This window comes from Thalassotalea montiporae (genome assembly GCF_053485855.1).
Map to the genome: position 1 here is coordinate 15,071 of NZ_JBQRUO010000005.1, position 24,921 is coordinate 39,991.

General features: G+C 43.6%; 20 protein-coding genes. 12 read left to right on the forward strand and 8 right to left on the reverse strand.

The window, feature by feature from the left end; all coding sequences use genetic code 11:
• Positions 1-74 precede the first annotated feature (74 nt).
• Both ACSLUR_RS14320 and ACSLUR_RS14325 read right to left on the reverse strand, forming a co-directional pair.
• A complete protein-coding gene (locus ACSLUR_RS14320; RefSeq protein WP_448555644.1) occupies positions 75-1,397 on the reverse strand; it encodes a hypothetical protein in 1,323 nt (440 codons plus the stop codon).
• A 156-nt stretch (positions 1,398-1,553) separates the two neighbouring features.
• Complete coding sequence (locus ACSLUR_RS14325; protein WP_448555646.1) at positions 1,554-2,156, reverse strand: hypothetical protein; 603 nt, start codon at positions 2,154-2,156, stop codon at positions 1,554-1,556.
• Positions 2,157-2,451: 295 nt separating this feature from the next.
• On the opposite strand from ACSLUR_RS14325, the gene ACSLUR_RS14330 reads away from it, so the two are divergent.
• From ACSLUR_RS14330 to ACSLUR_RS14355, 6 genes are all read left to right on the forward strand, one after another.
• Positions 2,452-3,669 (forward strand): pyridoxal phosphate-dependent aminotransferase, encoded by a 1,218-nt coding sequence (locus ACSLUR_RS14330; RefSeq protein WP_448555648.1) that lies wholly within the window; start codon positions 2,452-2,454, stop codon positions 3,667-3,669.
• A gap of 35 nt (positions 3,670-3,704) precedes the next feature.
• The gene (yfbR, locus tag ACSLUR_RS14335; RefSeq protein WP_448555650.1) at positions 3,705-4,307 is read left to right on the forward strand and encodes a 5'-deoxynucleotidase; all 603 of its coding nucleotides are present in this window, start codon (positions 3,705-3,707) and stop codon (positions 4,305-4,307) included.
• Positions 4,308-4,508: 201 nt separating this feature from the next.
• Positions 4,509-5,177 carry a hypothetical protein gene (locus tag ACSLUR_RS14340; protein WP_448555652.1) on the forward strand — a complete coding sequence of 223 codons (669 nt, stop codon included), beginning with the start codon at positions 4,509-4,511 and terminating at the stop codon, positions 5,175-5,177.
• Positions 5,178-5,621: 444 nt separating this feature from the next.
• Positions 5,622-6,347 (forward strand): TetR/AcrR family transcriptional regulator, encoded by a 726-nt coding sequence (locus ACSLUR_RS14345; RefSeq protein ID WP_448555654.1) that lies wholly within the window; start codon positions 5,622-5,624, stop codon positions 6,345-6,347.
• Positions 6,348-6,376: 29 nt separating this feature from the next.
• Positions 6,377-7,516, forward strand: a complete 1,140-nt coding sequence (locus ACSLUR_RS14350; protein ID WP_448555656.1) for an efflux RND transporter periplasmic adaptor subunit — start codon at positions 6,377-6,379, stop codon at positions 7,514-7,516.
• A complete protein-coding gene (locus ACSLUR_RS14355) occupies positions 7,516-10,623 on the forward strand; it encodes an efflux RND transporter permease subunit (protein WP_448555658.1) in 3,108 nt (1,035 codons plus the stop codon). Before ACSLUR_RS14350 ends, ACSLUR_RS14355 begins: the two co-directional genes overlap by 1 nt.
• Positions 10,624-11,031: 408 nt before the next feature.
• On the opposite strand, the gene ACSLUR_RS14360 is transcribed toward ACSLUR_RS14355, so the two are convergent.
• Both ACSLUR_RS14360 and ACSLUR_RS14365 read right to left on the reverse strand, forming a co-directional pair.
• Positions 11,032-12,585, reverse strand: a complete 1,554-nt coding sequence (locus ACSLUR_RS14360; protein ID WP_448555660.1) for an HD domain-containing phosphohydrolase — start codon at positions 12,583-12,585, stop codon at positions 11,032-11,034.
• Positions 12,586-12,846: 261 nt separating this feature from the next.
• Positions 12,847-13,422 carry a DUF4136 domain-containing protein gene (locus ACSLUR_RS14365; protein ID WP_448555663.1) on the reverse strand — a complete coding sequence of 192 codons (576 nt, stop codon included), beginning with the start codon at positions 13,420-13,422 and terminating at the stop codon, positions 12,847-12,849.
• Positions 13,423-13,960: 538 nt separating this feature from the next.
• On the opposite strand from ACSLUR_RS14365, the gene ACSLUR_RS14370 reads away from it, so the two are divergent.
• The 5 genes from ACSLUR_RS14370 (at position 13,961) to ACSLUR_RS14390 (ending at position 17,620) form a co-directional block, all read left to right on the forward strand.
• Complete coding sequence (locus ACSLUR_RS14370; RefSeq protein WP_448555665.1) at positions 13,961-15,691, forward strand: acetolactate synthase 3 large subunit; 1,731 nt, start codon at positions 13,961-13,963, stop codon at positions 15,689-15,691.
• On the forward strand, positions 15,691-16,188 hold the full coding sequence (ilvN, locus tag ACSLUR_RS14375) for an acetolactate synthase small subunit (RefSeq protein ID WP_116000510.1): 498 nt from the start codon (positions 15,691-15,693) through the stop codon (positions 16,186-16,188). Before ACSLUR_RS14370 ends, ilvN begins: the two co-directional genes overlap by 1 nt.
• A 103-nt stretch (positions 16,189-16,291) precedes the next feature.
• Positions 16,292-16,786, forward strand: a complete 495-nt coding sequence (locus ACSLUR_RS14380) for an SLATT domain-containing protein (RefSeq protein ID WP_116000511.1) — start codon at positions 16,292-16,294, stop codon at positions 16,784-16,786.
• The gene (locus ACSLUR_RS14385) at positions 16,787-17,092 is read left to right on the forward strand and encodes a putative signal transducing protein (RefSeq protein WP_448555668.1); all 306 of its coding nucleotides are present in this window, start codon (positions 16,787-16,789) and stop codon (positions 17,090-17,092) included.
• A gap of 30 nt (positions 17,093-17,122) precedes the next feature.
• Positions 17,123-17,620 carry a GNAT family N-acetyltransferase gene (locus ACSLUR_RS14390; RefSeq protein WP_448555670.1) on the forward strand — a complete coding sequence of 166 codons (498 nt, stop codon included), beginning with the start codon at positions 17,123-17,125 and terminating at the stop codon, positions 17,618-17,620.
• Between the two features lie 63 nt (positions 17,621-17,683).
• On the opposite strand, the gene ACSLUR_RS14395 is transcribed toward ACSLUR_RS14390, so the two are convergent.
• The 3 genes from ACSLUR_RS14395 to ACSLUR_RS14405 all read right to left on the reverse strand — a co-directional run bounded on the left by ACSLUR_RS14395 (position 17,684) and on the right by ACSLUR_RS14405 (position 22,861).
• On the reverse strand, positions 17,684-18,376 hold the full coding sequence (locus ACSLUR_RS14395) for an SIR2 family NAD-dependent protein deacylase (protein WP_448555672.1): 693 nt from the start codon (positions 18,374-18,376) through the stop codon (positions 17,684-17,686).
• A gap of 143 nt (positions 18,377-18,519) precedes the next feature.
• Positions 18,520-19,641, reverse strand: coding sequence for an efflux RND transporter periplasmic adaptor subunit (locus ACSLUR_RS14400; protein WP_448555674.1), 1,122 nt, complete (start codon positions 19,639-19,641; stop codon positions 18,520-18,522).
• Between the two features lie 85 nt (positions 19,642-19,726).
• Positions 19,727-22,861: an efflux RND transporter permease subunit gene (locus ACSLUR_RS14405; protein ID WP_448555676.1), complete on the reverse strand. Its 3,135-nt coding sequence runs from the start codon at positions 22,859-22,861 to the stop codon at positions 19,727-19,729.
• Between the two features lie 189 nt (positions 22,862-23,050).
• Here ACSLUR_RS14405 and ACSLUR_RS14410 point away from each other — a divergent pair, with 189 nt between their 5' ends.
• The gene (locus ACSLUR_RS14410; protein WP_448555678.1) at positions 23,051-23,173 is read left to right on the forward strand and encodes a hypothetical protein; all 123 of its coding nucleotides are present in this window, start codon (positions 23,051-23,053) and stop codon (positions 23,171-23,173) included.
• Positions 23,174-23,366: 193 nt separating this feature from the next.
• Here ACSLUR_RS14410 and ACSLUR_RS14415 read toward each other — a convergent pair whose 3' ends face one another.
• Positions 23,367-24,911 carry a methyl-accepting chemotaxis protein gene (locus ACSLUR_RS14415; protein WP_448555680.1) on the reverse strand — a complete coding sequence of 515 codons (1,545 nt, stop codon included), beginning with the start codon at positions 24,909-24,911 and terminating at the stop codon, positions 23,367-23,369.
• Between the last annotated feature and the right edge of the window lie 10 nt (positions 24,912-24,921).

Consider the following 24,921-nt stretch of genomic DNA (forward strand, 5'->3'; position numbering starts at 1 on the left):
AATGCGTTCAATTTCTTCCTTAATACCGCCCTAATCCCTTGCTAATAATCTAATACCAGTTATATAAACAACCTTTAACGCCAGTGATGCTGGTATAGGCTTAAGGTTTTTAGTCGGCTATCTATATGTATCAACATTTGCTGATAGTTACTAGAGCTTACTCCTTGGTATTCTTTGCTAAAACCTTGTTCGTCCAGCCCTTCAGCTAAGCCTTGAATGGTTGGTAACAGCTCTTGATCGCCCACCTTAGCCAAAACCGTCTGTAACTGCTGAGCTTGTGCCTCTGAATAAGTGGCCATCATTGCTAAGCGTGTACCTGCTCGGTCAGCCATTAAATCGGCAAAACTAAAACCACTGCCGCCTTGATTAGTATCCAAAAACTCTTTGAACTCACCTAGTGCATCACTTGCTTGATCGTTGCTTAATAATTGCAGTGCTATCGAATAAATAAAGTGCTGCTGTAAATCGCCCCGACCCGCTAAGGTAATCACTCGGCGATGGCGCGCCTGCCTAACGCGTTGTCGCCAATCAAGCTGAGCAATATCACCTACTAGCAAGGCCATTCGGTCATCACCGAAATACAGCACCAATGCCACTAACAGCGCTTTGTTTTGCTCAATATATGATGCCGGCAACGCTAGTTGATTTTGCACGTTGGCGTAGTTAAAAATATGATTGATATATTGATGAACTTTGCCATTAATGGATTGATGATTGGCAAATTTCAGTAGCTCTTGATAGTACATGGTGATCATTTCTTTATCGCCAAATAACGCTAACTCATCACGCACCTTGGCAAGTAAAGATGCATCTTGACGCAGCGCAAGCACTTCTTTATCAACATTTAAACCAACCACCAACTGATTGGGTGATATGGCAACTTGTGTAACGGTATTTAGGAGCTTATCTGTAGCCCCTTTGCCAACGTAATAATCAACTAGCCAGCGCGTTAAGCGAATGGTGTTAGTGCCACTTAGCGACAACCCACCAACCTGAACACCTGCTAGCTCAAGCCCTGTTTCCGATGGCAATAATGTAGCGCTAACATTAACAAACTGTTGATTTAGCGGCTTAGGTAAACCGACGGAACCAAGCAAGACAGCACCGTGTTCAGACAATGTAATATTAAGCGCTGAATTTGGCACAGCACGGTGAAAAAGCGCTGTTAGGCCATTGATTTCGGCTTGCGTTAATACCAGCTTGGTTTGTTGCTCGCCATTCCGCCAGGTATCAGCTATGCGCTTAGCAAGGCGCTTACTGTTATCAGCATGGCTAGCAGAAATTTGGTGTTGCTGGTAAATCAAAGGTTCGCTATCAACTAACAGCAGCGCCATGGAAAATAGGCCGACTAGCAATAGTAAAGGTAGCAAGAGAATAAATTTTACGAGTTGCTTCAAGAAAGGAATAACCGATTTACAAAATTTTTTTAATGCTAAGGTTATAGCGGTTGTTGGGCTTGGAGTACAGAGGTATCAGTGTAATTCGTTACGAAAAATCATTGGTGTTAGTTAAAAAAGCAGTTGGTAAGACTTAGCACTTGGCCAAGCTGTTTATCAAAGCAAGCATAAATCCCAATACACTTGCTTATTGTGCTGCTTAGCGAGCCGCTTGTTGAGTTCTCTAAACGTGGTTAGTGGCTCACTATTAGGCTCAATACACTGCCAAATAAACTGGTGGCAGTTGTTTTCGATTAAATGATAGTCGCGGTATTGGTAAATCTGTTCAATTGCTCGCTGCGCCGCAAGCTCGCTAACGAGTGGCGTTGCAGTAGAGTCGCACGCAATAAAAATTCGTTTACCAGAGCGCTCCTGCGTAAACCGCGCAGGTGAGACAGGTTTAATTAAACCATTGCCGCCCAGCTCAACAATGGTATCGTCGCCAACCCAAATCCCGGTATGGTCTAACACCCCGCCTATGCCGCAACACACTATTGCGCCAATCGCAGGCTTAGCAACTTGGTCAGTATTAAATAGCTCAGATGGGTAGATTGCAACTGCAGAAGACTTTTCGCCACGTTCGTTGTATTCATCAAGTCGTTTAGCACTAGGAGACTGCCTGCGCTTTAGCTGCTGCTTTTTCCTATCGTCGCTCACTAGCTCTTTTACCGCTAGAGCGGACACCGCCGCCGCACCTAACCAGAAAAAAGGAATTGGCATAACACCTCCACTGATACCACTAACAAAAATAAGTAAAAACAGTATCACCCGTTATTGTCTAAACTTGTTCTCGTTAAAAACTAATTCGTTAAATTAATCACTGACCTTTGGCTTGAGTATAGCCAAGCACACACCTGATTTATCAAGTCGTTGAACGCTTATACACAATGTGATTGAAACCCTGTTAAAAAGCGATAAAAAAGTTGCAAGTAACTGTTTCAAAAACCACAAATACTGTTACATTAACTGCCTTACCCATTTTTCTATCAACATTAATTATTCGGTGGCAGTAATCATGAAAACAGTGACTAAATCCTCAAAGCTCAACAATGTCAGTTATGAGATCAGAGGACAAATCGCCGCCGAAGCCAAGCGTTTAGAAGATGAAGGTTATAAAATTCTCAAACTCAACATTGGTAACCCTGCCCCGTTTGGCTTTGAGGCGCCTGATGATATTTTAAAAGATGTGATCCACAACCTTCCAACCGCACAAGGGTACAGTGACTCAAAAGGTATTTATTCTGCGCGCGTTGCCGTAATGCAGTACTTCCAGCAACAAGGTATTTTAGGCGTTAACGTAGACGATATATTTATCGGCAATGGCGTTAGCGAACTTATTGTGATGGCAATGCAAGCATTGTTAGAAGATGGCGATCAAGTATTGATCCCAGCACCTGACTACCCGCTTTGGACAGCGGCGGTATCGCTATCTGGCGGTAAAGCCGTGCATTACAAATGTGATGAAGAGAACCATTGGTTTCCCAATCTTGAAGATATGGAAAGCAAAATCACCAAAAAAACGCGTGCCATTGTCTTAATCAACCCGAATAATCCAACGGGTGCAGTGTATTCAGAAGAAGTCTTGCAAGGCATTTTAGCGCTAGCGCGCAAACATGGCCTGATTGTTTTTAGCGACGAGATTTACGATAAAATTCTATATGATGGTGCCGTTCACACACCGACTGCTCGTTTAGCGGAAGATGTGCTGATTATGACTATGGGCGGCCTTTCAAAAAATTATCGCATTGCCGGATTTCGCGCTGGTTGGATGGTGATTTCAGGCCCTAAGCTGCTCGCAGAAGATTACATTGAAGGCTTGAATATGCTGTCTAGTATGCGTTTGTGTGCAAACGTGCCTTGTCAGCATGCGATTCAAACCGCATTAGGTGGTTATCAAAGTATTAACGAGCTAATTAATGGTGATGGTCGCTTACTTAAACAGCGCAATACCGCCTACGAGATGATCAATGCCATTGACGGATTGTCTTGCCAACCAGCGATGGGGGCTCTGTATCTTTTTGTGAAAGTAGATATGGAAAAGTTTAATATCAAAGACGATGAAAAAATGGTGCTAGATTTACTCAAGCAAGAGAAAATTTTGCTCGTGCATGGTCGTGCATTCAATATTGAAGAAAGCAATTATTTCCGCTTAGTGTTTTTGCCACATGTTGACGAACTCGTGCCAGCAATTGAGCGCATGGGACATTTTTTCAATACTTATCGCCAGGATTAGTAATATAAGTTTCAATTCCGGAGAAAAGAGAACTGATGATAAAAAGTACTTTTTTAGCTTGGATTTTACGTATGCCGCTGATAAAGCGATGGGCATTAATGCATTCAGTGAAGAAAGAAAATATCGCTGAACATTCTCATCAAGTGGCGGTTATTGCCCATTTACTAGCGGTGATCCGCAATCAATACTTCAACGGTACGCTCAGCCCAGAGCGTGCCGCCACAATTGCGCTCTACCACGAAGTTTCAGAAACAAAATTGCAAGACATTAATCATGTCACGAAATACCATAACCCAGCACTAACTAAAGAATTCAAAAAGCTAGAAGAGTTGGCAGAGTTTGAGTGTTTACATAGCTTGCCTGAGCCACTGCGCGAAACCTTCAAGCCATTGCTGGTGCAATCGCAAGTAGACAGCGACTATAAAAAGTTAGTGAAAGCTTCTGATTTGATCTCCGCATATCTTAAAGCCAATGATGAAATTTCTTATGGCAACAAAGAGTTTAGTCATGTTAAAACGCGGTTGCTGGGCATGCTCGAGCAATACAAGCAAGAATTGCCAGAAGTTGCGTTTTTCTTAGATACCTTTGAAGAGCACTGCTTTGTGAGTGTTGATAAGTTAGCACAAGACGATCACTAGCCCTCCGTTCCGTAATTATTTTTAACGCTAACGGCAACATTTTTTATTAACACCTTCATTAAACTCATATTTTCCTCACATTCTGACGCTACCCTAGTGTTATCAATTTTATCTGAGCTATTGCTGGGGCTTGTGCTACTTCAGCTAAAGATTCCGTGGCTCAGATAACTGTATTTAAAGATTTCGTAAATAGAGGGACTTATGTTGTCGATGTTTAACTGTTTAATGCCAAGTAAAGTGTTATTTGCTTCTTTGCTTATCTTGGCATTTGTCTCTACCCTTTTTTCTTTAAGCGCTAATGCCGGCTTAATCATTTATTCCGACCAAGAGGTGTTTGAGTCGGCAGTGAGTTCACCACTTGCCTTTGAGGGCTTTAACGATAATGCCTCAGAGCTTGTTGACGTGGAATCAGGCTATATTCGTTATAGAACAAACAGCAGTTTAGTCTCTGAAGGTGACCGCGCCCTAACACTGAGAGAAAGAAACTCGGTGACGTTTCATTTCAATCACGAAGTTTTTGCTTTTGGGTTATTTGTTAACGAGCTCAATTCAACCAACCTAAACTATGGCGACAGCCTGGGTAATGAGTTAACTGACGCCTTAAAAGTTACCGATATTTGGAATGCCAGTACTTTCTTTGGCGTCACGAGTGACGTTGCTTTAACTTCATTTACCTTAACCGGCTTTACCACCTCATCAAATGCAAATGCCGTATTTGGCATTGATGCCTTGCAATTTACGGCACCATCAAACGATATCCCTGAGCCCAAAACTGCTTTGATTTTCCTATTGGCACTACTTGCCCTACTAACGAAAACCTATAAAAGCCAATTGAATTCCAAAACCAGTAAAAACACCAATTACCAATAAAATATCCCGCTACCCTACCCAACAAGCCTACCGAACAAGCTCAGCGATAATTGTCTCCCCAAAGCTGAGCTTTTGCCTTCGTTAATGCCTTTGCAGCTTAAGCTAAAGCATTTTCTTTACTGTCAGTGGCAGCCACTCTTGCTATTAATTGTCGATAGACTTTTTCCAACTAATAGCTAATTAGTTAACTCATTAAAATAGTTGAATTTTTATTTATTCTCTTGTGATTGGTGAGCGCTTAAAAGCAATTCTTCCAATTGACAAATCACCAACAGCAACTAAAATAACCACATTCGAATGCCATTCGAACACTAATCAAAAATAGTTTGGTTAAGGTTCAACTTGGTGTTCTCGTTTAATTTGAGCAGTTAAAACTAAGCTCAACACATGATTAATTTCGACGGCAAAGCTAATTTGATAGCTTGCTAACATTTAAGGAATTTTATGGCGCCAGCACCTAAATATAGCCCGCAAGAGCAAGAAGAATTAATTCTCAATGCGGCGGCAAATTGTATTGCCGAAACGTCAGTTTTAGATTTTACCATGTCGGCAATTTCCAAAGCTGCCGGACTTTCAATGGGCTCCATCTACAAGCATGTACAATGCAAAGAAGACATTATCTTTGCCCTCGCTACTCGCGTATTTGAGCACTGGAGCAACCTGTTCGAACAGGTATTCGAACTGCCTTTAACAACACCTGAGAAGATTGTCGCGATTGGTTTATTCGACCCAGTCAAAGTGCAAGTTTACCCATTTGATACTGACCTTGATGGTTTTGCTGCAAATGAAGTCGTTATTAGCCGCGCTTCCCCGTTATGGACTGAGCGCATGCTACGTAAGCACGAGCGATGTGAAGCTATTTTTAATAAATGTATGCACAAAGCAGCATTTAGTGGCGAGCTAAAGCTTAATGGCAATACAGAGCAAATGATTGAAGAAATCAATTTAAGCTGTTGGGCGCTAATGGAAGGCCACAAATATGTGCAACGTGTTACACAAACTCGCCTGATTTCGGAAGGTACCGACACTTTGCGCGAACCCACCCCAACCGACTCACTTATTGTTAAAAGTGTTGCTCGTTTACTGAATAGCTATGAATGGCAAACCCCGCTGACGCCTGAAGGCATTGAGAAAGCCAGTGCCTTATTAGTCGAACTTGGTTTGAGATAGTAAATACAAAGTTTTTAGGAAGAGACAAAATGCATATTAAATCATGGCTAACTGCCCTGCTGATTATCGTTACTACCATAGGCGGGCTTGGCTTTTTCAAGTTCCAACAAATTCAAGCGGCAATGGCGATGGCTGAAGCATTCCCAGAGCCATCTGCGGCAGTAAAAACCCATATCACCCAATCGCGCGAGTATGTGCCAAGCTATCAAGTTAATGGTCAAATCGTTGCTAAGCAGATCGTGCAATTGCAAAACGAATTACCGGGTATTATTTACCAAGTGAACTTTGCTGGCGGCGACAAAGTAAATCAAGGCGACTTGTTGCTGTCACTGAATACCAGTGAAGAGCAAGCACAACTTGCTTCTGCTAAAGCAACGTTAAAACTGCGTAAAAGTAATTTTGCTCGTATGGCCACCTTAGTGAAACAAAATAAGGTGAGCCAGCAAGAGTTCGACTTAGCCGAAGCCGAAATGGATATCGCCAAATCCAACATAGAAAACTTGCAAAGTATTATCGCGAAAAAGCAAATTGTTGCACCGTTTACCGGTGTGGTTGGTCTAGACACCTATCAAGTCGGCCAATTTTTACCGAGCAATTCAACCATTACCACGATCGTCGGTGACGATGCTAATATTTGGGTAGATTTTCAGGTACCACAAACCAAACGCCGCTTAAATTTAAATGAAACCGTCGTGGTCACCGCCATTGGCCAAAACGGCGAAGCACAGCGTTTTGCAGCCAAAATCGTTGGCCAAAATGCCCAAATGCAAGCGAGTTCGCGTCATATGATTTACCGAGCAGAGATCAACGATGGTGCTACCCATTTTCGCCACAATGAGCTAGTGAAAATCACGATTAATGCAAAGGCTCAGCAACTCGTCGTTGTGCCAAATTCCGCCGTTGTTCGCAATCAACTAGAGTCGTTTGTCTATCAATTAGTACAAGATGATAACAAGGCATATCGTGCACAAAAATTAGTGGTTAGCTTAGGCGAGCGATTGGGTGATGAACAAGTAATTCTCGCTGGGTTGGAAGTTGGCACCTTAATCGCCACCGAAGGCTCGTTTAAGCTGCGCCCAGGTTTATTAGTATATCCAGAAATGACTGATGACAACTCGCTCAGTGCTGCCCTCATAAAAATGCCAAGAAACAAAGTGGAGCTAAACTAATGAGCGCTCTGCATGAAAACAAACCATCGCTAATGGATATTTTCGTTAGCCGCCCAGCGCTCGCAATTGTGCTATCGCTGCTGATTGTTTTGGCTGGCCTTAATTCCGCATATAAAATCTCAGTGCAGCAATTTCCGCGCATTGAAAGCGCTTCGTTGGAAATTAATACCACCTACACGGGCGCTTCTGCCGAAGTAGTTAAAGGCTATGTCACCGAACCGATTGAGCGTGTTGCTTCCACTGTACCTGGTGTAGATTATGTTGACTCGCAAACCTTAGCTGGTAGTAGTAAAGTGACTGCGTGGTTACAACTCAATCACGATACCACAGATGCCCTTGCTGAACTGACCACCCGACTTGGCCAAATCAGCTTTGAATTACCTGCTGGTGCTGAAGATCCTGCCGTTTCCGTGCGCCGTGCTGATAGCCCTTACGCAATTTTCTACCTTAATGTGCATGCTGAAGGTAAAGCCCGCAGCCAAGTCACTGACTATTTAAGCCGTAATATCACCCCAGTATTAAGCGATATACCCGGCGTGCAAAAAGTCACTCTTGAAGGTGGCAGGAACCCAGCCATGCGCGTTTGGTTAGATGCCGACAAGCTTGCGGTTTTTAACCTTAACGCTAACGACGTGCAGCGCGCACTACAAGGTAACAATACCATTGCCACTTTAGGTTACAGTGAAAATAGTCGCCAACGTATTGATTTACTGGCCAACACTACCTTACAAACGGTTGAAGATTTCGAGCAATTAGTGATCAAAGAAATGGATGGTGCCACCATTCGCCTACGCGATATCGCCGATGTTCAATTAGGCGAAGAAGAAGGCTTTGTTACTGCGCGTTTAGATCACCAAAATACGATTTTCTTGGCGGTTTGGCCACTTCCGGGTGCCAATGAAATTTCTATTGGCGATGCCCTTTATCAAAAGCTAGAGCGCGTAAATGCCACTTTACCTGATGGCATGAGCATTGATATTGGCTACGACGGTACGCTGTATATGCGTGATGCCATTAAAGAAATTTTCACGACATTAATTGAAACCGTATTACTGGTCGGTATTGTTGTCATCGCCATGATGGGTTCATTTAGAACTGCGTTGGTACCACTGATCACTATTCCTATTTCAATTCTAGGTGCGATTGCAGTTATGTCATTGATGGGCTTTTCCCTCAACCTACTGACCATACTAGCAATTGTGCTTTCTGTCGGGTTAGTGGTTGATGACGCTATTGTCGTGGTAGAAAATGTCGCTCGCCATATGCGGGAAGGTAAATCACGATTTAATGCTGCATTAATTAGCTCGCGCCAGTTACTAGTGCCAGTGATTGCCATGACTCTCACACTCGCAGCCGTTTACGCACCAATTGGTTTCCTATCTGGTTTGACTGGCTATCTGTTTCGCGAATTTGCCTTTACCCTAGCGGTTGCCGTGTTAATTTCTGGCCTAGTGGCAATTACCCTGTCACCTGTGATGAGTGCCTATGTATCGCCAGAAGGCGGTAAAGAAGGACGTTTAACGAAGAAAGTTAATGGTGGTTTTGAACGCTTACAAGCCAAGTACCTAAAACTACTGGATAGCATTTTCGCGTTCAAAGCGCCGATCATTTTTGTCGCCATTGTTTTTAGTTTATTAGTGGTGCCGTTTTACCTATTTTCGCAAAAAGAACTGGCACCAGTGGAAGATCAAAACAGCATTAACGTAGTGGTGGAAGCGCCACCAGAAGCATCAATGAGCTACACCACTAACAATATGAACCAAGTGGTTGATACCTTAAAAGCGACCGACGGTGGTAAGTTCGTTTGGCAAATCCTTACTAAAAATGCCGGTTTTGGTGGTATTGAGCTAGCAAGCTTTGAGCAACGAGAGCAAAGCGTACATGAAAGTTTGCCAGCACTGTATGGCCAGCTCGGTCAAATTTCAGAGTTAAATTTATTGCCAGTATTACCAGCGGCGTTGCCTACGGCTGGCCAGTTTGATGTGGAAGTGGTAATCCGCACTAACGATGATTACGGCACGATGCGTAACTACGCCGAGCAAATTATTGGTCAAGCCTATCAATCCGGTAACTTTATGTTTGTTGATACCGATTTAAAAATCGATTTGCCACAATCTGAGTTAGTTATTGATAAAACCTTAGTGGCAGATCTCGGTTTAAACCTCTCGGATGTAAACGATCAGCTTAGCGTGTTAATGAGCAACAACTATGTTAATCGTTTTAACAACGAAGGTAAGGCGTATCGCGTTATCCCAGTAGTTGGCAATCAGCAGAAATTTAATCCAGAAGATGTGTTAGATATGCAGATCGCGACTGCCGATGGCACGCTTGTCCCCGTGGCGAGCTTCGCCAGCATTCGCGCTATCACTGCGCCGCGTGTATTAGGTTCTTTCAACCAACAGAAATCATTCCGTATTTTTGCTGGTATTTTGCCGCATGTAACCAAAGAGCAAGGACTCGCGAGCATTGAACAAATTGCTGCTGATATTGTTCCCAATAATTACTCGGTAGATTATGCGGGCGAGTCTCGTCAACTGCGCAAAGAAGGCAATACTATGGTTGGTGTACTGCTAATTTCCATGGTGGTAGTGTATTTTGTCTTAACGATTCAGTTTAATAGCTTTAGAGACCCATTAGTGGTGTTGCTTGGTTGTGCCCCGCTAGCGCTTTCAGGTGCGTTAATGTTGGCCTTTGTCGGCTTAACTTCAGTGAATATCTACTCGCAAATTGGCCTAATCACCTTAATTGGTCTGATCGCCAAAAACGGCATATTAATTGTTGAGTTTGCCAACCATATGCAGTTGCAAGGAGCCAATAAGCTTAACGCAGTAAAATCAGCCGCCAGCACCCGCTTACGCCCTATCTTAATGACGACAGCGGCAACGGTACTTGGTCATTTCCCACTAGTGTTAGTAACTGGCGCAGGTGCAGAAGCGCGTAATAGCATCGGAATTATTCTGGTAGCAGGTATGCTGATTGGTACTTTCTTTACCTTGATTGTGCTGCCCATTTTATATCATTGGTTGGCCAAAGATCATCGCGGTGAAACTGAAATTGATGAAATGACTGAAGCGCCTATGCAATTAAAAGTGGTGAATGCAGATTAATCCCTGTTGCTTTAATACCAATTGAAATAAGTACTTAATCATTCAGCGAGAATTAAAAGGCTCAGAGGCAAGGCATTGATTGCAGAGAATGGTCGCTCCCTTGTCAAAATCAATAACGCCGCATATGAGCCTTTTAAACTCGCCCTTTGGGAGCGTGTCAGCGTCGCGATAACTGCACCAAATTGATGAGATGTAGAATAACTATATCAACAAAAATTTGGTTTGTTCTCCCACCGCTGACAGCGCTCTGAATTGATCAATTAATTAATTCAATTGGTATAACTCATTACAATAAAAAGGCACATGCAAAAAAGGCAATATGAGCTATTCATATTGCCTTTTCTTTTAGCTCAGCTTTGAGCGTATCTACGCTATGGCTTTATCGACTATTAGTAACATACCTTTGGCTTACTCTGTTTCTGGAAATTGCTGACGAATCGCAGCGAATTCACCAAAATTAGCAAATAGAATATCCACTAACCTAGGCTCAAATTGAAGGCCACGCTGGGCTGCAATGTGATCTTTAATTTCGTCCATTTGCCACTTTTTACTATAACAACGATCATTGCCTAAGGTATCAAAGACGTTAGCTATTGCGGCAATACGTGCCTCTACTGGAATTTCTTCCCCTTGCAAGCCTTCAGGGTAGCCAGAGCCGTCCCAGTTTTCGTGCTGATAGTGCGCAATACGAGCGCCAAGCTGGGAAATACTTGCTTTCGAACGGGCCAATATTTCACTGCCTAACGTGGCATGCGTTTTCATTACCCGCCACTCTTCCTCAGTCAGCTTATCAGGCTTGTTTAAGATATGATCGGGAATGGCGACCTTACCAATATCATGTAGTGGTGCAGCAATTTTAATAGCGCTCACAAAGCGCTCGGATAAGCCAAGCTTCTGTGCAAACAAAGCACTCAGCAAGCTAACCCGTTGGGCATGGCTACCAATATGGTGGTTGCGGGTTTCAATTGCTTCACCAACCAAATACAACATTTCAGTTTGAGTTCGTTCTATTTCGTGACGCTGCGTTAAACCTTCGAGAATCAGGGCCACATTTGTAACGTAGAGCTCAGCAAGATTGGTTTTAAAATGTTCGGCATCTTGTTCAAACTCGATGTAAAGCACACTGGCGGCACTGTTGCCCGACTCGCCTGTTTCGTAATAGCCAATAAAACACTGATCATCGCTGTAATGCGATTTCCTTGCGAAGGTCTCACTAATTAAGGCTTTAATAGGCTCATCAATTGCCGAACTTTCCAAACTGTCAGACTCGCTAATGTACTTACCCGTACACGCGATAATCATGTTGGATGCCGATTGATCAAAGTCGATATGATTTCGGGCAATATAAAGTGCTGAACTTTCAACATTCATAAGCGATAGCAAATGTTGCAAGGCAGCGGAGCCAAATGAGCGAATTTGGTTAATTTTGAGTAAGTCGTGAGTGGCAGTAATCAATTGTTTAAAACCATCCAAACTGCGTTGAATGGTCATAATGTCGCGGTAGGCGCGAATACCAGCATAAACGCTAGTGATCATTTTACCTGAGGTAAAGTCGGTTTTTTCTTTGTAATCGTTAATATCAAAGTCTTTAATAACTTTGGCTTCTGGTGCACTACCCGCTTGGCCAGTACGCAAAATAAGGCGTATCGCCTGATTTTTCAGTTCGTCGCGAATCCATTCCACCAATTCAAGCCCAGCATGGTCTGTTTCCATTACAACATCAACAAAGGCTAAGGCAAAACTATCATCGTCTTTGAGCAGTTTTCGAGCTTGTTCACTGGAATAAGCGGAAACGAGCTGTAACTTACGCCCTTCAATTTCTGCATCTGCAAGGACCAGATTAGTGACCTGATGCACCGACTCATCGTCATCAACAATAAGGATGCGCCAATATTTATCGGTCTTTGCCGTTGTTAATCCCTTATTTTCTTCCGGTTCATCCTTAAATATAAACTTATCCATAACTTGAATTTGGTACTTCTATTTATCGTTCTTATGTTCTATACACTGGCATATTTTTGCCAAAAACTTAAGGAAAATTCGCCCTCTTATTTATGTTTTCGACACTTTTATTGCGCTTTTCTCAACAACATTAGCTTTTTCATCAATTATTCTAGTGGCATAAAAAAAGCGCCTTAGTTGGCGCTTTTGTACCTTAGTTGTCGCTTTTGTATAGTACTAGGCTTAAACATATCAAGCCTGCGTAATTGCTAACAACGTTCGTTAATTGAAGTTGGCGACGACTTCGTCTACAACCGTTTTGATTGTTGCCATTGAATCGTCATTGTCAGCGCGCGTCATACGTTTTACTGCCCAGCCATGCCAAGTAGGCTGCTTCGTTTTGACGTCAAATACATCAATCGCTAATTTACCTTCAGTGTAGTTTCGAACATGCGTGTCTGTACCAACCACAACACCGCCATGGTAACCACCATAGTAGCCGCGCCCCCAGCCCCATCCAGCTCGATAAGCAGTTGGGAAGCTATCAACACGTACTTTGTCTCGACTGCCAACAGTATAAGAAACAGTGAAGTCAGCATTTTGAGCTGATTCAACCATAGTGTAACCTTTCGCAATAAATGCTCGTTCAATAGCTTCATCAACGCGCACTTTCATTACTGGGTTGATATCGGCCGGTGCAGCTAAAATTTTCGACTCTTTCAGCCATGCGAAAGTTTTATAGTCTGCCGTGCTCACTTGTTCATTTTTGTCAAAATTGACCTTTGCTTTGTATGTACTGGCGCAGCCCGCTAAACCTGCTACTAGTGCGACTAACATCACTTGTTTAACTATTTTCATAACTTGCATCCTATTTACGACAAGAACCCACATTAAACTAGACCTTAGACAACCAATAGTGCTTTCTAGTTTCGTGTGTCTATATTATCTTTGGCTCATCCACTCACTGGTATGAAGCTAATTTACCACTAAAAATCATTACCTTAAACTGACCGATTAAAATTAACTAGAACGTTAATTGGTGAGGCTCATATCACCAAGAGTTTAATCACTATCATTTATAGTGGTTATTACGCAGAAAACCCTTGTCAAGAGCTCAACAATGAGCAGTTTTTATTAATTCGAGATTATTGTAATTAATGGTTGACAAAGGACCGTGAACCCCTTAAAAATGGTGGCAACTTAATCAGCTATGCAACTTTTTGTTAACGTGAAATCAGCATTTATCCTCATCGTACGTCTCGTGGTCGTCGTGGTTGTCAAGCCACAGCGGGGCTGGTGCTATTCGTAGGAAAGACATAGTTTAAACACCAAAAAACCCCCGCTCTGCACAGACCGGGGGTTTTTTATTAATTCAGAACATATTAAGGGCGAGACAATGACGAAGGAGCTATATACCGGCGCTGAAATGGTGGTCAAGGCACTATCAGCACTTAAGGTCAAATACATTTTTGGCTATCCGGGTGGTTCAGTACTTGATATTTATGACGCAATTTTCAATCAGGATGATGTTGAGCATATTCTGGTACGACACGAACAAGCCGCCACTCACATGGCAGACGGCTATACCCGAGCCACTGGTGAAGTTGGTGTGGTTTTAGCCACTTCAGGCCCTGGCGCAACAAACTGTGTGACAGGTATCGCAACAGCCTACATGGATTCAATTCCAATGGTGGTATTAGCTGGTCAAGTAGCCACCAGCCTAATTGGTGATGATGCCTTCCAAGAAACCGATATTGTTGGTTGTTCCCGCCCAATTGTGAAACACAGCTTTAACTGCCGTAAATTAGAAGATATTCCAAACATCATTGCCAAGGCTTTTTATATTGCCAACTCAGGTCGCCCGGGCCCAGTTGTGGTTGAGCTACCAAAAGATATGCTGATCCCGCAAAACAAGGGCGAATTCCATATCGATACCGATGTAAAGTTGCGCTCTTACAGCCCAACCGTAAAAGGCCACCCTAAGCAAATTAAGAAAGCAGTGAAAACCATTGCTAATGCAGAGCGCTTAGTGGTTTACACAGGTGGTGGTATTGTTTTAGCCGATGCTTCTGAGCAATTAACAACCTTGGTTGAGCGATTAAATGCCCCGATCACCAATACCTTAATGGGACTTGGCGGTATTTCCGGTATTCACCCTAACTTTCTAGGTATGCTTGGCATGCACGGTAGTTTGGAAGCCAACAAAGCAATGGCAAACGCTGATGTTATTTTAGCGCTTGGTGCCCGCTTTGATGATCGCGTGACAAATAACGTACAAAAGTTCTGCCCTAACGCAACAATTATCCATGTTGATGTTGATCCAACGTCAATCTCAAAAACCATCAATGCCCATATCCCAGTGGTTGGCTTAGTTGACAATGTAATGACTCAACTGATGGAAGAAATGGATGCCATAGGTTATGAGCGCAATGAAGCGGCATTAGCAAGCTGGTGGAAGCAAATCGAAGAATGGCGCAGTGTTAATAGCTTTAGTTACCAAGCTCCTGTTGATGGCGACAAAATTAAACCACAACAAGTGGTTGAAGCCATGTACGAGATTACCAAAGGCGAAGCTTACGTTTGTTCTGATGTTGGTCAGCACCAAATGTTTGCCGCGCAATACTACCCATTTGCCAAACCCAGACAATGGATTAATTCTGGCGGCCTAGGTACTATGGGCTTTGGTTTGCCTGCAGCAATGGGCGCAAAATTGGCCTTCCCAGACAGCCATGTAATCTGTATTACTGGTGATGGCTCTGTCCAAATGAACATTCAAGAATTATCGACTTGTTTACAGTACAACTTACCTGTGGTGATTGTGTCATTAAATAACCGTTCACTGGGTATGGTGCGACAGTGGCAAGATATGATTTACGGTGGTCGCCATTCGTCTTCATACATGGAGTCGCTACCTGATTTTGTGAAATTAGCAGAATCTTATGGTCATGTTGGTATTCAAATTAACCACTTAAGCGAATTAAACGAAAAATTAACAGAAGCGTTTGAAACTCGTAATCGCCTAGTGTTCGTTGATGTACTTGTTGACGAAAAAGAACATGTTTATCCAATGCAGGTGCGTCACGGCGCAGTTGATGAGATGTGGATCAAAAAAGGAGAGAAAGCATAATGCGTCGTATTTTAGCCATTTTACTTGAGAACGAACCTGGCAGCTTGTCGCGCATTGTTGGCCTTTTCTCACAACGTGCATTTAACATTGAAAGCTTAACTGTAGCACCAACAGAAGACGAAAGTTTATCGCGCATTACCATTGCCACTTCTGGCGATGATCGTGTTTTAGAGCAAATCGTGAAGCAGGTAAACAAGCTCATCGACGTGATCAAGATTACTGACTTAACAGAGCGCAGCCATGTTGAGCGTGAATTACTACTTATTAAGCTATTAGCAATGAACGACAAAACACGCACTGAAATCAAACGTATTGCGGATATTTTCCGTGGCAATATCGTTGATATCGGCAAGCAAGTATACACAGTGCAAGTCACTGGTGATGCTGAAAAGCTTGATGCCTTTATTAGTGCGGTGTCGAATGAAACCGAAGTCATCGAATCAGTTCGCTCAGGTTGCGTTGGCATTGGCCGCGGTGAGAAAGCATTGCGCGTATAAACCTACAGCAAATCAACTGATACCAAGGGCAGACGACTAAAGTCTGCCTTTTTTATATCTCCTGCCATAATTATTTGTACACGCCCTAGCTTGATACAAAATTATGGACATCAGCAGCGAAACACATCGAGTTATCGACGAATGGCACACTCGCGTAGTACGAGTGCAGAATGCACACTATGACTCTGGTAATCTTTATGAGAGGCGATTTTTACAGCTTGGTATTCCAGTTATTGTGCTCTCGGCCTTGATAGGTAGCGCTGAGGTAATCGTGCCTATTGAAGCAATATCTAAAGTGTTATCACAAGAAGTTGCCAAGAGTATCTCTGGAGTTTTAAGTTTATTGGTGGCTATATTGGCAGGGTTGCAAACCTTTCTTAAACTGAGCCAGCGAGCTGAGCGCCACCGTATGGCGGGTGCACGATATGGCGATGTCAGACGGTCTCTAGAAACCATCAACATAACATGTGAAGAATCTATGGCAGCGGCCAAAGAATCATTAAATAAAATTAAAGACAAAATGGACTCTCTCGCATTAGAATCACCCGAAATACCGCAAGCGGTACTGAATAAATATCGAGCCATTCAGGAGGATTAATTGCTGATCTACACCCATGAAAACCCAGTTGTCGTTGCTAATATTCAAAACTTGCTGGCTATGGCAGGCATCGAAGTTATCTTAAAGAATGAATTTGCCAGTGGCGGTGTTGGTGAATTAGCTGCTGTAGATGCGTGGCCAGAATTATGGCTGGTAAATGATAGCCAGCTCAGCAAAGCACAAACGTTGATTGCTGATGCTAAACGCCAAGGTCAACGAGAAGACTGGTTTTGTCCGAATTGCAAAGAGCAAAATGGCGCAGCGTTTGAAATATGCTGGCAATGTGAAACGCCATTTCCAGCCTAAACTCTTTGAACAGTCCACTAGCACCATAGAATGCAAGATAACCACATAAGCTTTAGCGCTGAAGCGAATAAAAAAGACATTAAACGCTTTTACCGCAACCAAAACTACAGCGCGAAATTTAAAGGTTACGACCAAGCATTTGTTGCCAGCGAAAACAGCTCTGCCGAATCACCTAATCACCTGCACCATAACCCGTCTAAAAATATTATTGGCAGCGTTATCATCAGCCAATTAAGGCAAGGCAACAAACAAGCATTGCTACATGGGCTCGTTGTAAGCCAAAGCTATCGCGGTATGGGGTTGGGTAAAAAGCTTACCAAGCATGCACTGAAACATTGCAGCCTAGAGGTTGATCATATTGTATGCTTTGCTGAGCCTCATTTAACGCAATTTTACGTCAGTTGCGGCTTTTCATTAGTTGACAAGAACTCAATAACAGCCAACTTATCGCCCGAGCTTGCTGCGCGATTTACAAGCTATCAAAAGTACCAAGCTAATTTGGCAGTCTTTATTTGCGAGCGGCGATAACTCATACCAAAAGTGTCCCTAAGCCATACCTGACAATAAGTTTGGCTAGCAAGATAAATGTATTTATATTTCCAGAAACTTCTCTTTGAGCGATGCTAAGCCTTGACTCGCTGTCTCAGAAATTACCACTAAATTAGTTAATTGCTGCACCGCCTCATTAATCGCGGGTTTAGGATCGATGTAATAAATGGGCGTATCAACGGGCGCGAAGTTTGCTAGACTTGCTGCGGGGTATACCTGCATTGACGTTCCAATAATCACCAATATATCAGCCTGAGCAACAAGTTTGGCTGCGAGTTCAAGCATAGGCACCATTTCACCGAACCAGACAATATTAGGTCTTAACTGGCTGCCACGCTCACAGGTTTGCCCAAGTTCGATATCTTGGTGACATGGATAGATAAGGTCATCATCAATGCAGCTCTTTGACTCTAATAATTGCCCATGTAGGTGAATGACATTTTGGCTACCTGCCCTTTCGTGCAAATCATCAACGTTTTGGGTAATAATTGAAACATCAAAATGCTGCTCTAAATCAGCTAATAATTGATGTCCAATATTGGGTTGCGCAGTAAGTAATTGGCGACGGCGTTGATTGTAAAAATCCAATACTAATGCAGGATTTTGCTGCCAGCCTTCAATACTTGCCACTTCCATCACATCGTGACCTTCCCACAAGCCATCAGCATCGCGGAAGGTTTTTAAACCACTTTCTGCGCTCATCCCAGCGCCAGACAATACCACCAACTTCTTCATAACACTTTCCGCTTACTCGTTTAACTGTTGCATAAGGTATGGCGTTTATGCCTTTATCTCCAGAGAGGTAAACAGTAAATCACGCGAACTTGTCAGTGTATAGCGGTTTTAGCTTAAGGTTTGTCGGTTTAACGCGATTAACCCTATTGGTTAACTGCAGCCACTTGCGTTAATGCCTCATCACGACGTACTTTTTGCCCTGCTTGCAAACGCTCGCCACCGCGAATAATAACTTCGTCACCAGCCTTTACATTACCGGTTACAGAAATCCATTGACCAATTCCTTGGCCAACTAATACGCTGATTTTTTGTGCTGTGTCTTGACCGTCAATTTTCATAATAAAGGTTTCTTGCTCACGTAAAACCAAAGCATCACGAGGTACAAGCGTTGCCTGCTTGCTTGCCGCTTTAGGCAGAGAGACGGTTACCGCACTGCCTGCCATCATCTCACTACCGTCTGCTTGCAAGCGCACATCGAATGTTCGAGAAGCTTGATCTCCCGCTAAGCTCCACGTTCTGACCGGTAGTTCTAGCAGTTCATCTTGCCATTTAACCAAGACCTTATCGTTTGCCTTAATGTGTGGTGCGATGGTGATAGGCGCAGCAATTTTTACATCAAGGTGATGAGTGTCAACAAGTTGCAATACAGGGCTACCACTCATCACTAACACCCCTTCATCAACAAAGCGCTGGCTGATACTGCCACTAAACGGTGCTTTAATTTCTGATTTTTCAATCGCCAGCTTCGTTTGTTCCATTGCCAGTTTTGTCGCGTCAACCTCGTTAATTGCCACCGCTAAGTCTTTAACTGTACGTTCTAATTCACTTAGTGCGGTATGGTTAGTTTGGTTTAGCGTAGATAACCGCTGTTGCTGTTTTTTTAAATACACAACATCCGCTTGATACTGTTTAAGTTCCGCTTGTTGCTGTGCCAAACGCAGTGTTAAATGGCGGTTGTCTTGACGCGCTATCACTTGCCCTGCACTTACTTGAGTGCCAACTTCTTCAATCCATAGCAGCTGCCCAGTTTGCTCAGCCGACAATGGCGAGTTACGTCGACTGATAACATTAGCTGGTAGCCACATGGTCGGGTTGACTTGCTCAGTTTTTGCAAAATCGATACTCACTAGCGCCGCTTTTTCCGCTTCCGCTGCCAAACTCGTTGTTGATACCAACGACAGGCTGGCAAAGCCCACGATGATAGCCGCGGTCGACATTGGCTTAGAGAATGTTTTAGTGATAACCGCTAACAGTGACTTTTTCATGATCCTTTCCTGTACGTATATTTTAGTATTCTGTTTTATTCGTTGTGTAACCCAATGGCGCATTACTTACTGCTGAGCGCTGCAACTATGTTTGAGAGTCAGGCTTTACGACAACTAAATGGGTTTGTTCTGGTTTTCCAATAACTTTATTAGTGCCCAAGAAAGCCGCGTTAATAGCAATATCTCGGCCAGTGATACGCAATAAACAAGGCAATAAAATAATGGTAAAAATGGTGCTTACCGCTAAGCCACCAACAATCACCGAGGCCAAGCCGCGATAAATTACACTGCCCGTACCCGGCATAAGCAGTAATGGCAACATGCCGAAAAAGCTGGTCGCTGTACTCATAAAAATTGGACGCAAGCGCAGCATTAGCGCTTGTTCAACTGCGTCATCACGCGACATACCAACTAGCTCGGCTTGGCGAGTTTGATGCACTAATAAAATGGCATTATTAACCACTAAGCCTAGCAATATGACAAAGCCAATCATGGTCAGTAAATCTAATGGCTGGAATACCACAAGGTTGAGTGTTTGCAGCGCTAAAATACCGCCGACAGTGGCTAGCGGAATGGTGATAATAACCAGCATACTGTCTTTAACCGAGCGGAATAAGGCAGCCATCAGTAGAAATAGAATCACCAATGCGAATGCAAAGTTTTCACTCATCACACCGATGGCTTTTTCCAATTGGTCGGCGCTTCCGCCATAATGGATGCTGCCATCTTCCGGCATCACTTGTGCAAGTTTCGACTCTACTTGGCTTTTTAGCGCATCGATGGTCTCTTCTAACGACCAACCCTGAGGCGGATTTATATTTAACGTAATGGTTCGCTTGCCATCAACGCGGGTTAGCCTTGTCGGCCCAACGGTACGGTCGATGCTAACGAGTTCAGACAATTGGGTAATGTTACCGTTGCCAGTTACCACAGGTACATCGCCTAAATTGTCAGGGTTTTCCCAACCATCGGCGCGTAAAATCATGTTGATACGTTTAGTACCATTGAAGTACTCGCCGACATATAAACCGTCACCTAATGTTCTAACGACACTGCCCAGTGCACGGCGGTCCCAGCCTTGCTCTAAAATAGCGCGATCGTTAGGTGTGAGTCTCAGCTCTGGTTCAGCCATCTCAACGCCTGGTCTTGCTTGAACACTCACTTCCGGAATGGCCTGTTTAACAAATTCTAAACCTTGCTTAGCCGCTTCTTGCAGTGCGCGATTATCTTTTGATTGCAAGCGCATTTGTACTTGTCTGCCACCACCGAAGCCGCCGAACAGATTGCCTTGAAAGGCGAAAGCATTGGTGTCTGGTAAATCAACTAGAACTTCATTGCGCACGATATCTAACAGCTCATCAACACGCGATTGGTCTTTAACACGTACGCCAACATTACCGCCGAATGGCCCAGTGAAAAGGTAGTAATTTTTTAGCGCAGGTTCTTTTTCGCCGTCCATATAAGGCTGTAAACGCTCCACGATTTTCGCCACCACTTCACGCTCTAGCGTGTCAACATTAGAGCCCGGTGGAAATTGTAAGCGTGCATCGACCGCATCACGCTTAACTGGTGGTAAATAGTCTAGTTTGGGCATCGCAATGTAAGTGACCGCAATTGGCAGTGCTAACATGACAAAGGCAATGGTCAAGCGGCGGCGCTTAGTATTCGTTGCCTGCATCACTTTGTTGGTAATGGATTGCCAAACTCGTTGATTTGGATCGACCACTTGCTGTTGGCGAAGAAAATACTTGGCTAACACAGGCAGCAGCACAGTTGCCACCAGCAAAGATACCGATACTGCGATAGCGATGGTTAGCGCTAAATCGCCAAAAAGTTGCCCCTCTATATCCTTAAGGAAAAACACCGGTAGAAAAATAGCAACAGTCGTTGCGGTTGATGCCAGTAACGCGCCCCACACTTGTTTTGCGCCAAGCTCTGACGCTTCATGCTGATCTTTACCTTGATCGCGCAAGCGCAGAATGTTTTCTAACACCACTATCGCTGCATCTAACACCATCCCCACCGCAAAGGCCAAACCTGCCAGTGAAATCACGTTTAGACTACGACCAGTAATATGCAGCACAATAAAGGTGGTGAATAAACTGATCGGAATAGCCGTTGCGATGATCAAGGTGGCACGCATGCGGCGGACAAACAGCCAAAGTACGGATAGTGACAGTACCACACCGGCAAATAAGTTGTTACGCACTAAGTTGATAGCGCGGTAAATAAATACTGAGGCATCAAATGATTGCACCATCACCAACTGCTTCGGCGCCAGCAACTCTTCATTGATTAAGGTGATTTCGTTTTTAACACGGTTTAATGTTTCTAATACATTGGCACCATTGGCGCGATCAATTCGCATGGAAAACGCAGGGTTGCCGTTTTGGATGGCGGTTTCCGACTTGTCAGGTCGACGCACTTCTACTGTTGCAATATCGCCAAGGCGAATATTGCGACCATTACGCGACTCCAGTATTAGGTTTGCTAGGTCTGAAGCATCGTATTTGCCGCTAAATCGCAATGTGTACTGCCGACGACCGACATCAACAAAGCCACCAGTCACATCATTCGTGGCAGTGACTAGTGAAACTAATTGAGGGATTTGAATGCCATATTCCGCCACTTTGATTGGATCAAAGCGAATTTGTAGCTCTTCCCGATTGCGATCAGCAAATAATTGCACACCCGCAACCCCTTGCACTGCCTCAATTCGTGGTTTTACCACTTCGCTGGCGTAATCAATGTAATTATCAATGGGCTCTGGATTACCGGGCAAGGCTTGCAAGAAAAAGAAGGTCAATGCAGGCGTACCACCACCAAAGCCACCGAGCATAACCCTTGGCGGGCGCGCATCTCGTGGTTGGTTTTGAACACGCGTCATGCGGCTGATTACCTCAATAAGCGTTTGATCCATGTCGGTTTCGACGCCAAACTCCAAATTAATAAAAGCATTGCCGCGATTGGCAAATGCATTCATGGAGTGCAAGCCCGGAATACCTCTTAGTACGCGCTCTTGCGGCTCTATAATTTCTGACTCAATTTCTTGCGGCGAAGCGGCACGCCAAAATGTTTGAATAGCGATACGAGGTCGTTCAATGTCTGGAAACAATTGGATTGGCAGTTTAACTAGGCTAAGTAAACCAACAAGTAAGATAAACGCAACAGCTACTGATACAGCAGCCGGACTTTTCAGCGCGGTGGAGGTAAGTTTCATTTCAGTACTATTCCCTTTGATCCCTTTGACTCCCCGCATCTACAGCCTCGCCGTGCTGTTTTGCACTGCCTTAATTATTGATTATCAATTGGCAGTTGCATCAAGCCGTTGCTGTAAAAGGATAAGTCAATATCAATAAATCATGACTAAAAGCTAACAACTCAATTGTTTATCGCTAGTAAGGATAGGATGAAATTCAACTTTAATACGATAAATGACGTACGAGAAACGCTTGGTAATCACTCGACATACTTAGACATATTTGCCGACATATTTAGCAACATTGCCAAAGTAGGCAGCGACACCACTTAATATTAAATAAGTATTTGATAGTTAGGAGAGTTGTTTAAAGTAGAAGTCTGTAACGGCAATGGTTGAGGTTGAGGTGGATATGAGATTACCGTTAATAAACAAATTACCTTTAATAAACAAGAGGACAACTTATAAGCTAACTAACACGCTTATAACGAGTAATAAGCGTGTTAGTTAGAATAAAGTTTATTGGCTAGCCGTTAAACTGAGCAACTAAACTCTTTTGATCGTTTAATCTGTCAAGCAGGATTTCACTTAAACTCACGGCTTCCCTACCGTGTTGTTCACTTTCGCTCGACATTTGCGAGATAGTGGACACGTTTTGGTTAATTTGCTCAGCAACTACAGATTGCTCTTCAACAGCCGTTGCTATTTGCGCGCTGATATTGGCCAATTCAGTAACTTCGGAATTAAGCTGAGCTAGCGCAGTGCCAGTGTCATTGGCAAGGTCGACACAGTTTGCTGACAAGTCATTGCCTTTCACCATAGCATTGGTCGCAGCATCTGATTCTTCCCTAAGCTGTGCCAACAACTTAGCAATCTCGTCAGTAGACTGCTGCGAACGCATTGCCAATGCGCGAACTTCTTCAGCAACTACCGCAAAACCTCGACCTTGTTCACCGGCGCGAGCAGCTTCGATAGCAGCGTTTAATGCCAATAAATTCGTTTGATCAGCAATACTACTGATCTCGCTTAACACGGTTTCAATCGTTCGACTGCCAGTGATTAAACGGCTAATGGCGCTGTCAACATTACCTAGCTGCGCAGATAGCTCACTAATTGCTGCCACCATATTAGTGACAACTTGTTGACCTTGATCGTTGATGACTAAGCCTTGTTGAGCAACATTGGCACCGTTGGCAACGACCTCTGCAATTTCTTGCACGGTACACGACATTTGGTGAATAGCCGTGGCTACTTGTTCTGTCTCTGATTTTTGACTCGACAGTATTTGCGCGATACCACTGCCTCGTTCAGCAGATTCAACTGCGCTTTCTGCTATTTTTCCAGAGTCATCCGCAACTCGGCCAACAACCGCCCTTAATTCAGCTTTCTGCATTCTCAATGCTAAATCAACACAGCTTAAGTCGCTGTTAATACCAGAATAAACGAGGTTCATTAACGGGTTATCAAACGTTTGCTTCGCGCGATTAACCACAGTTTTATAGCGCTTTCGCCACAAACCAAATAAAAAGCAGCCAGACGTTGCCAAAATACTCATGATCCACGCAAGTACGCTAGTAGGTTCCAACACTAATGACGTGATGGACAACACACTCATTAATGCTGCGATGATTTGAAAAACAAGTGTCGCATCAAGCTGTGCTGTTAACTGAACTGGTGATTTACCCTCGTTAAGTTGCTGGTAAAGCTTTTCAGCACGGGCAACAGCATCACGATCGGGTGCGGTACGCACTGACTGGTACTCGTAGACTTCACCTTTTTCGTTTTTAATTGGCGTAACATAGGCGTTAACCCAATAATAATCGCCATTTTTACAGCGATTCTTAACAAGCCCCATCCAAGGTTTGCCATCTTTAATATATGACCACAAATTCTTAAATGCAGCTTTTGGCATATCAGGGTGACGCACCATATTGTGCGGCTGACCGATCATTTCATCTAATTCATAGCCCGCAATGTTACAAAAACTATCATTAGCATACTTGATATGACTGTTTAGGTCGGTGGTTGAAAGCAAGATATCTTGCTCAGAAAAACGTTGTTCTTTACTCATTACTCATTCA

Coding starts and splice junctions, on each gene's coding strand:
- ACSLUR_RS14325 (WP_448555646.1), bottom strand. CDS start 2,156: ATGCCAATTCCTTTTTTCTGGTTAGGTGCGGCGGCGGTGTCCGCTCTA.
- ACSLUR_RS14330 (WP_448555648.1), top strand. CDS start 2,452: ATGAAAACAGTGACTAAATCCTCAAAGCTCAACAATGTCAGTTATGAG.
- yfbR (WP_448555650.1), top strand. CDS start 3,705: ATGATAAAAAGTACTTTTTTAGCTTGGATTTTACGTATGCCGCTGATA.
- ACSLUR_RS14340 (WP_448555652.1), top strand. CDS start 4,509: ATGTTGTCGATGTTTAACTGTTTAATGCCAAGTAAAGTGTTATTTGCT.
- ACSLUR_RS14345 (WP_448555654.1), top strand. CDS start 5,622: ATGGCGCCAGCACCTAAATATAGCCCGCAAGAGCAAGAAGAATTAATT.
- ACSLUR_RS14350 (WP_448555656.1), top strand. CDS start 6,377: ATGCATATTAAATCATGGCTAACTGCCCTGCTGATTATCGTTACTACC.
- ACSLUR_RS14355 (WP_448555658.1), top strand. CDS start 7,516: ATGAGCGCTCTGCATGAAAACAAACCATCGCTAATGGATATTTTCGTT.
- ACSLUR_RS14360 (WP_448555660.1), bottom strand. CDS start 12,585: ATGGATAAGTTTATATTTAAGGATGAACCGGAAGAAAATAAGGGATTA.
- ACSLUR_RS14365 (WP_448555663.1), bottom strand. CDS start 13,422: ATGAAAATAGTTAAACAAGTGATGTTAGTCGCACTAGTAGCAGGTTTA.
- ACSLUR_RS14370 (WP_448555665.1), top strand. CDS start 13,961: ATGACGAAGGAGCTATATACCGGCGCTGAAATGGTGGTCAAGGCACTA.
- ilvN (WP_116000510.1), top strand. CDS start 15,691: ATGCGTCGTATTTTAGCCATTTTACTTGAGAACGAACCTGGCAGCTTG.
- ACSLUR_RS14380 (WP_116000511.1), top strand. CDS start 16,292: ATGGACATCAGCAGCGAAACACATCGAGTTATCGACGAATGGCACACT.
- ACSLUR_RS14390 (WP_448555670.1), top strand. CDS start 17,123: ATGCAAGATAACCACATAAGCTTTAGCGCTGAAGCGAATAAAAAAGAC.
- ACSLUR_RS14395 (WP_448555672.1), bottom strand. CDS start 18,376: ATGAAGAAGTTGGTGGTATTGTCTGGCGCTGGGATGAGCGCAGAAAGT.
- ACSLUR_RS14400 (WP_448555674.1), bottom strand. CDS start 19,641: ATGAAAAAGTCACTGTTAGCGGTTATCACTAAAACATTCTCTAAGCCA.
- ACSLUR_RS14405 (WP_448555676.1), bottom strand. CDS start 22,861: ATGAAACTTACCTCCACCGCGCTGAAAAGTCCGGCTGCTGTATCAGTA.
- ACSLUR_RS14410 (WP_448555678.1), top strand. CDS start 23,051: ATGAAATTCAACTTTAATACGATAAATGACGTACGAGAAACGCTTGGT.
- ACSLUR_RS14415 (WP_448555680.1), bottom strand. CDS start 24,911: ATGAGTAAAGAACAACGTTTTTCTGAGCAAGATATCTTGCTTTCAACC.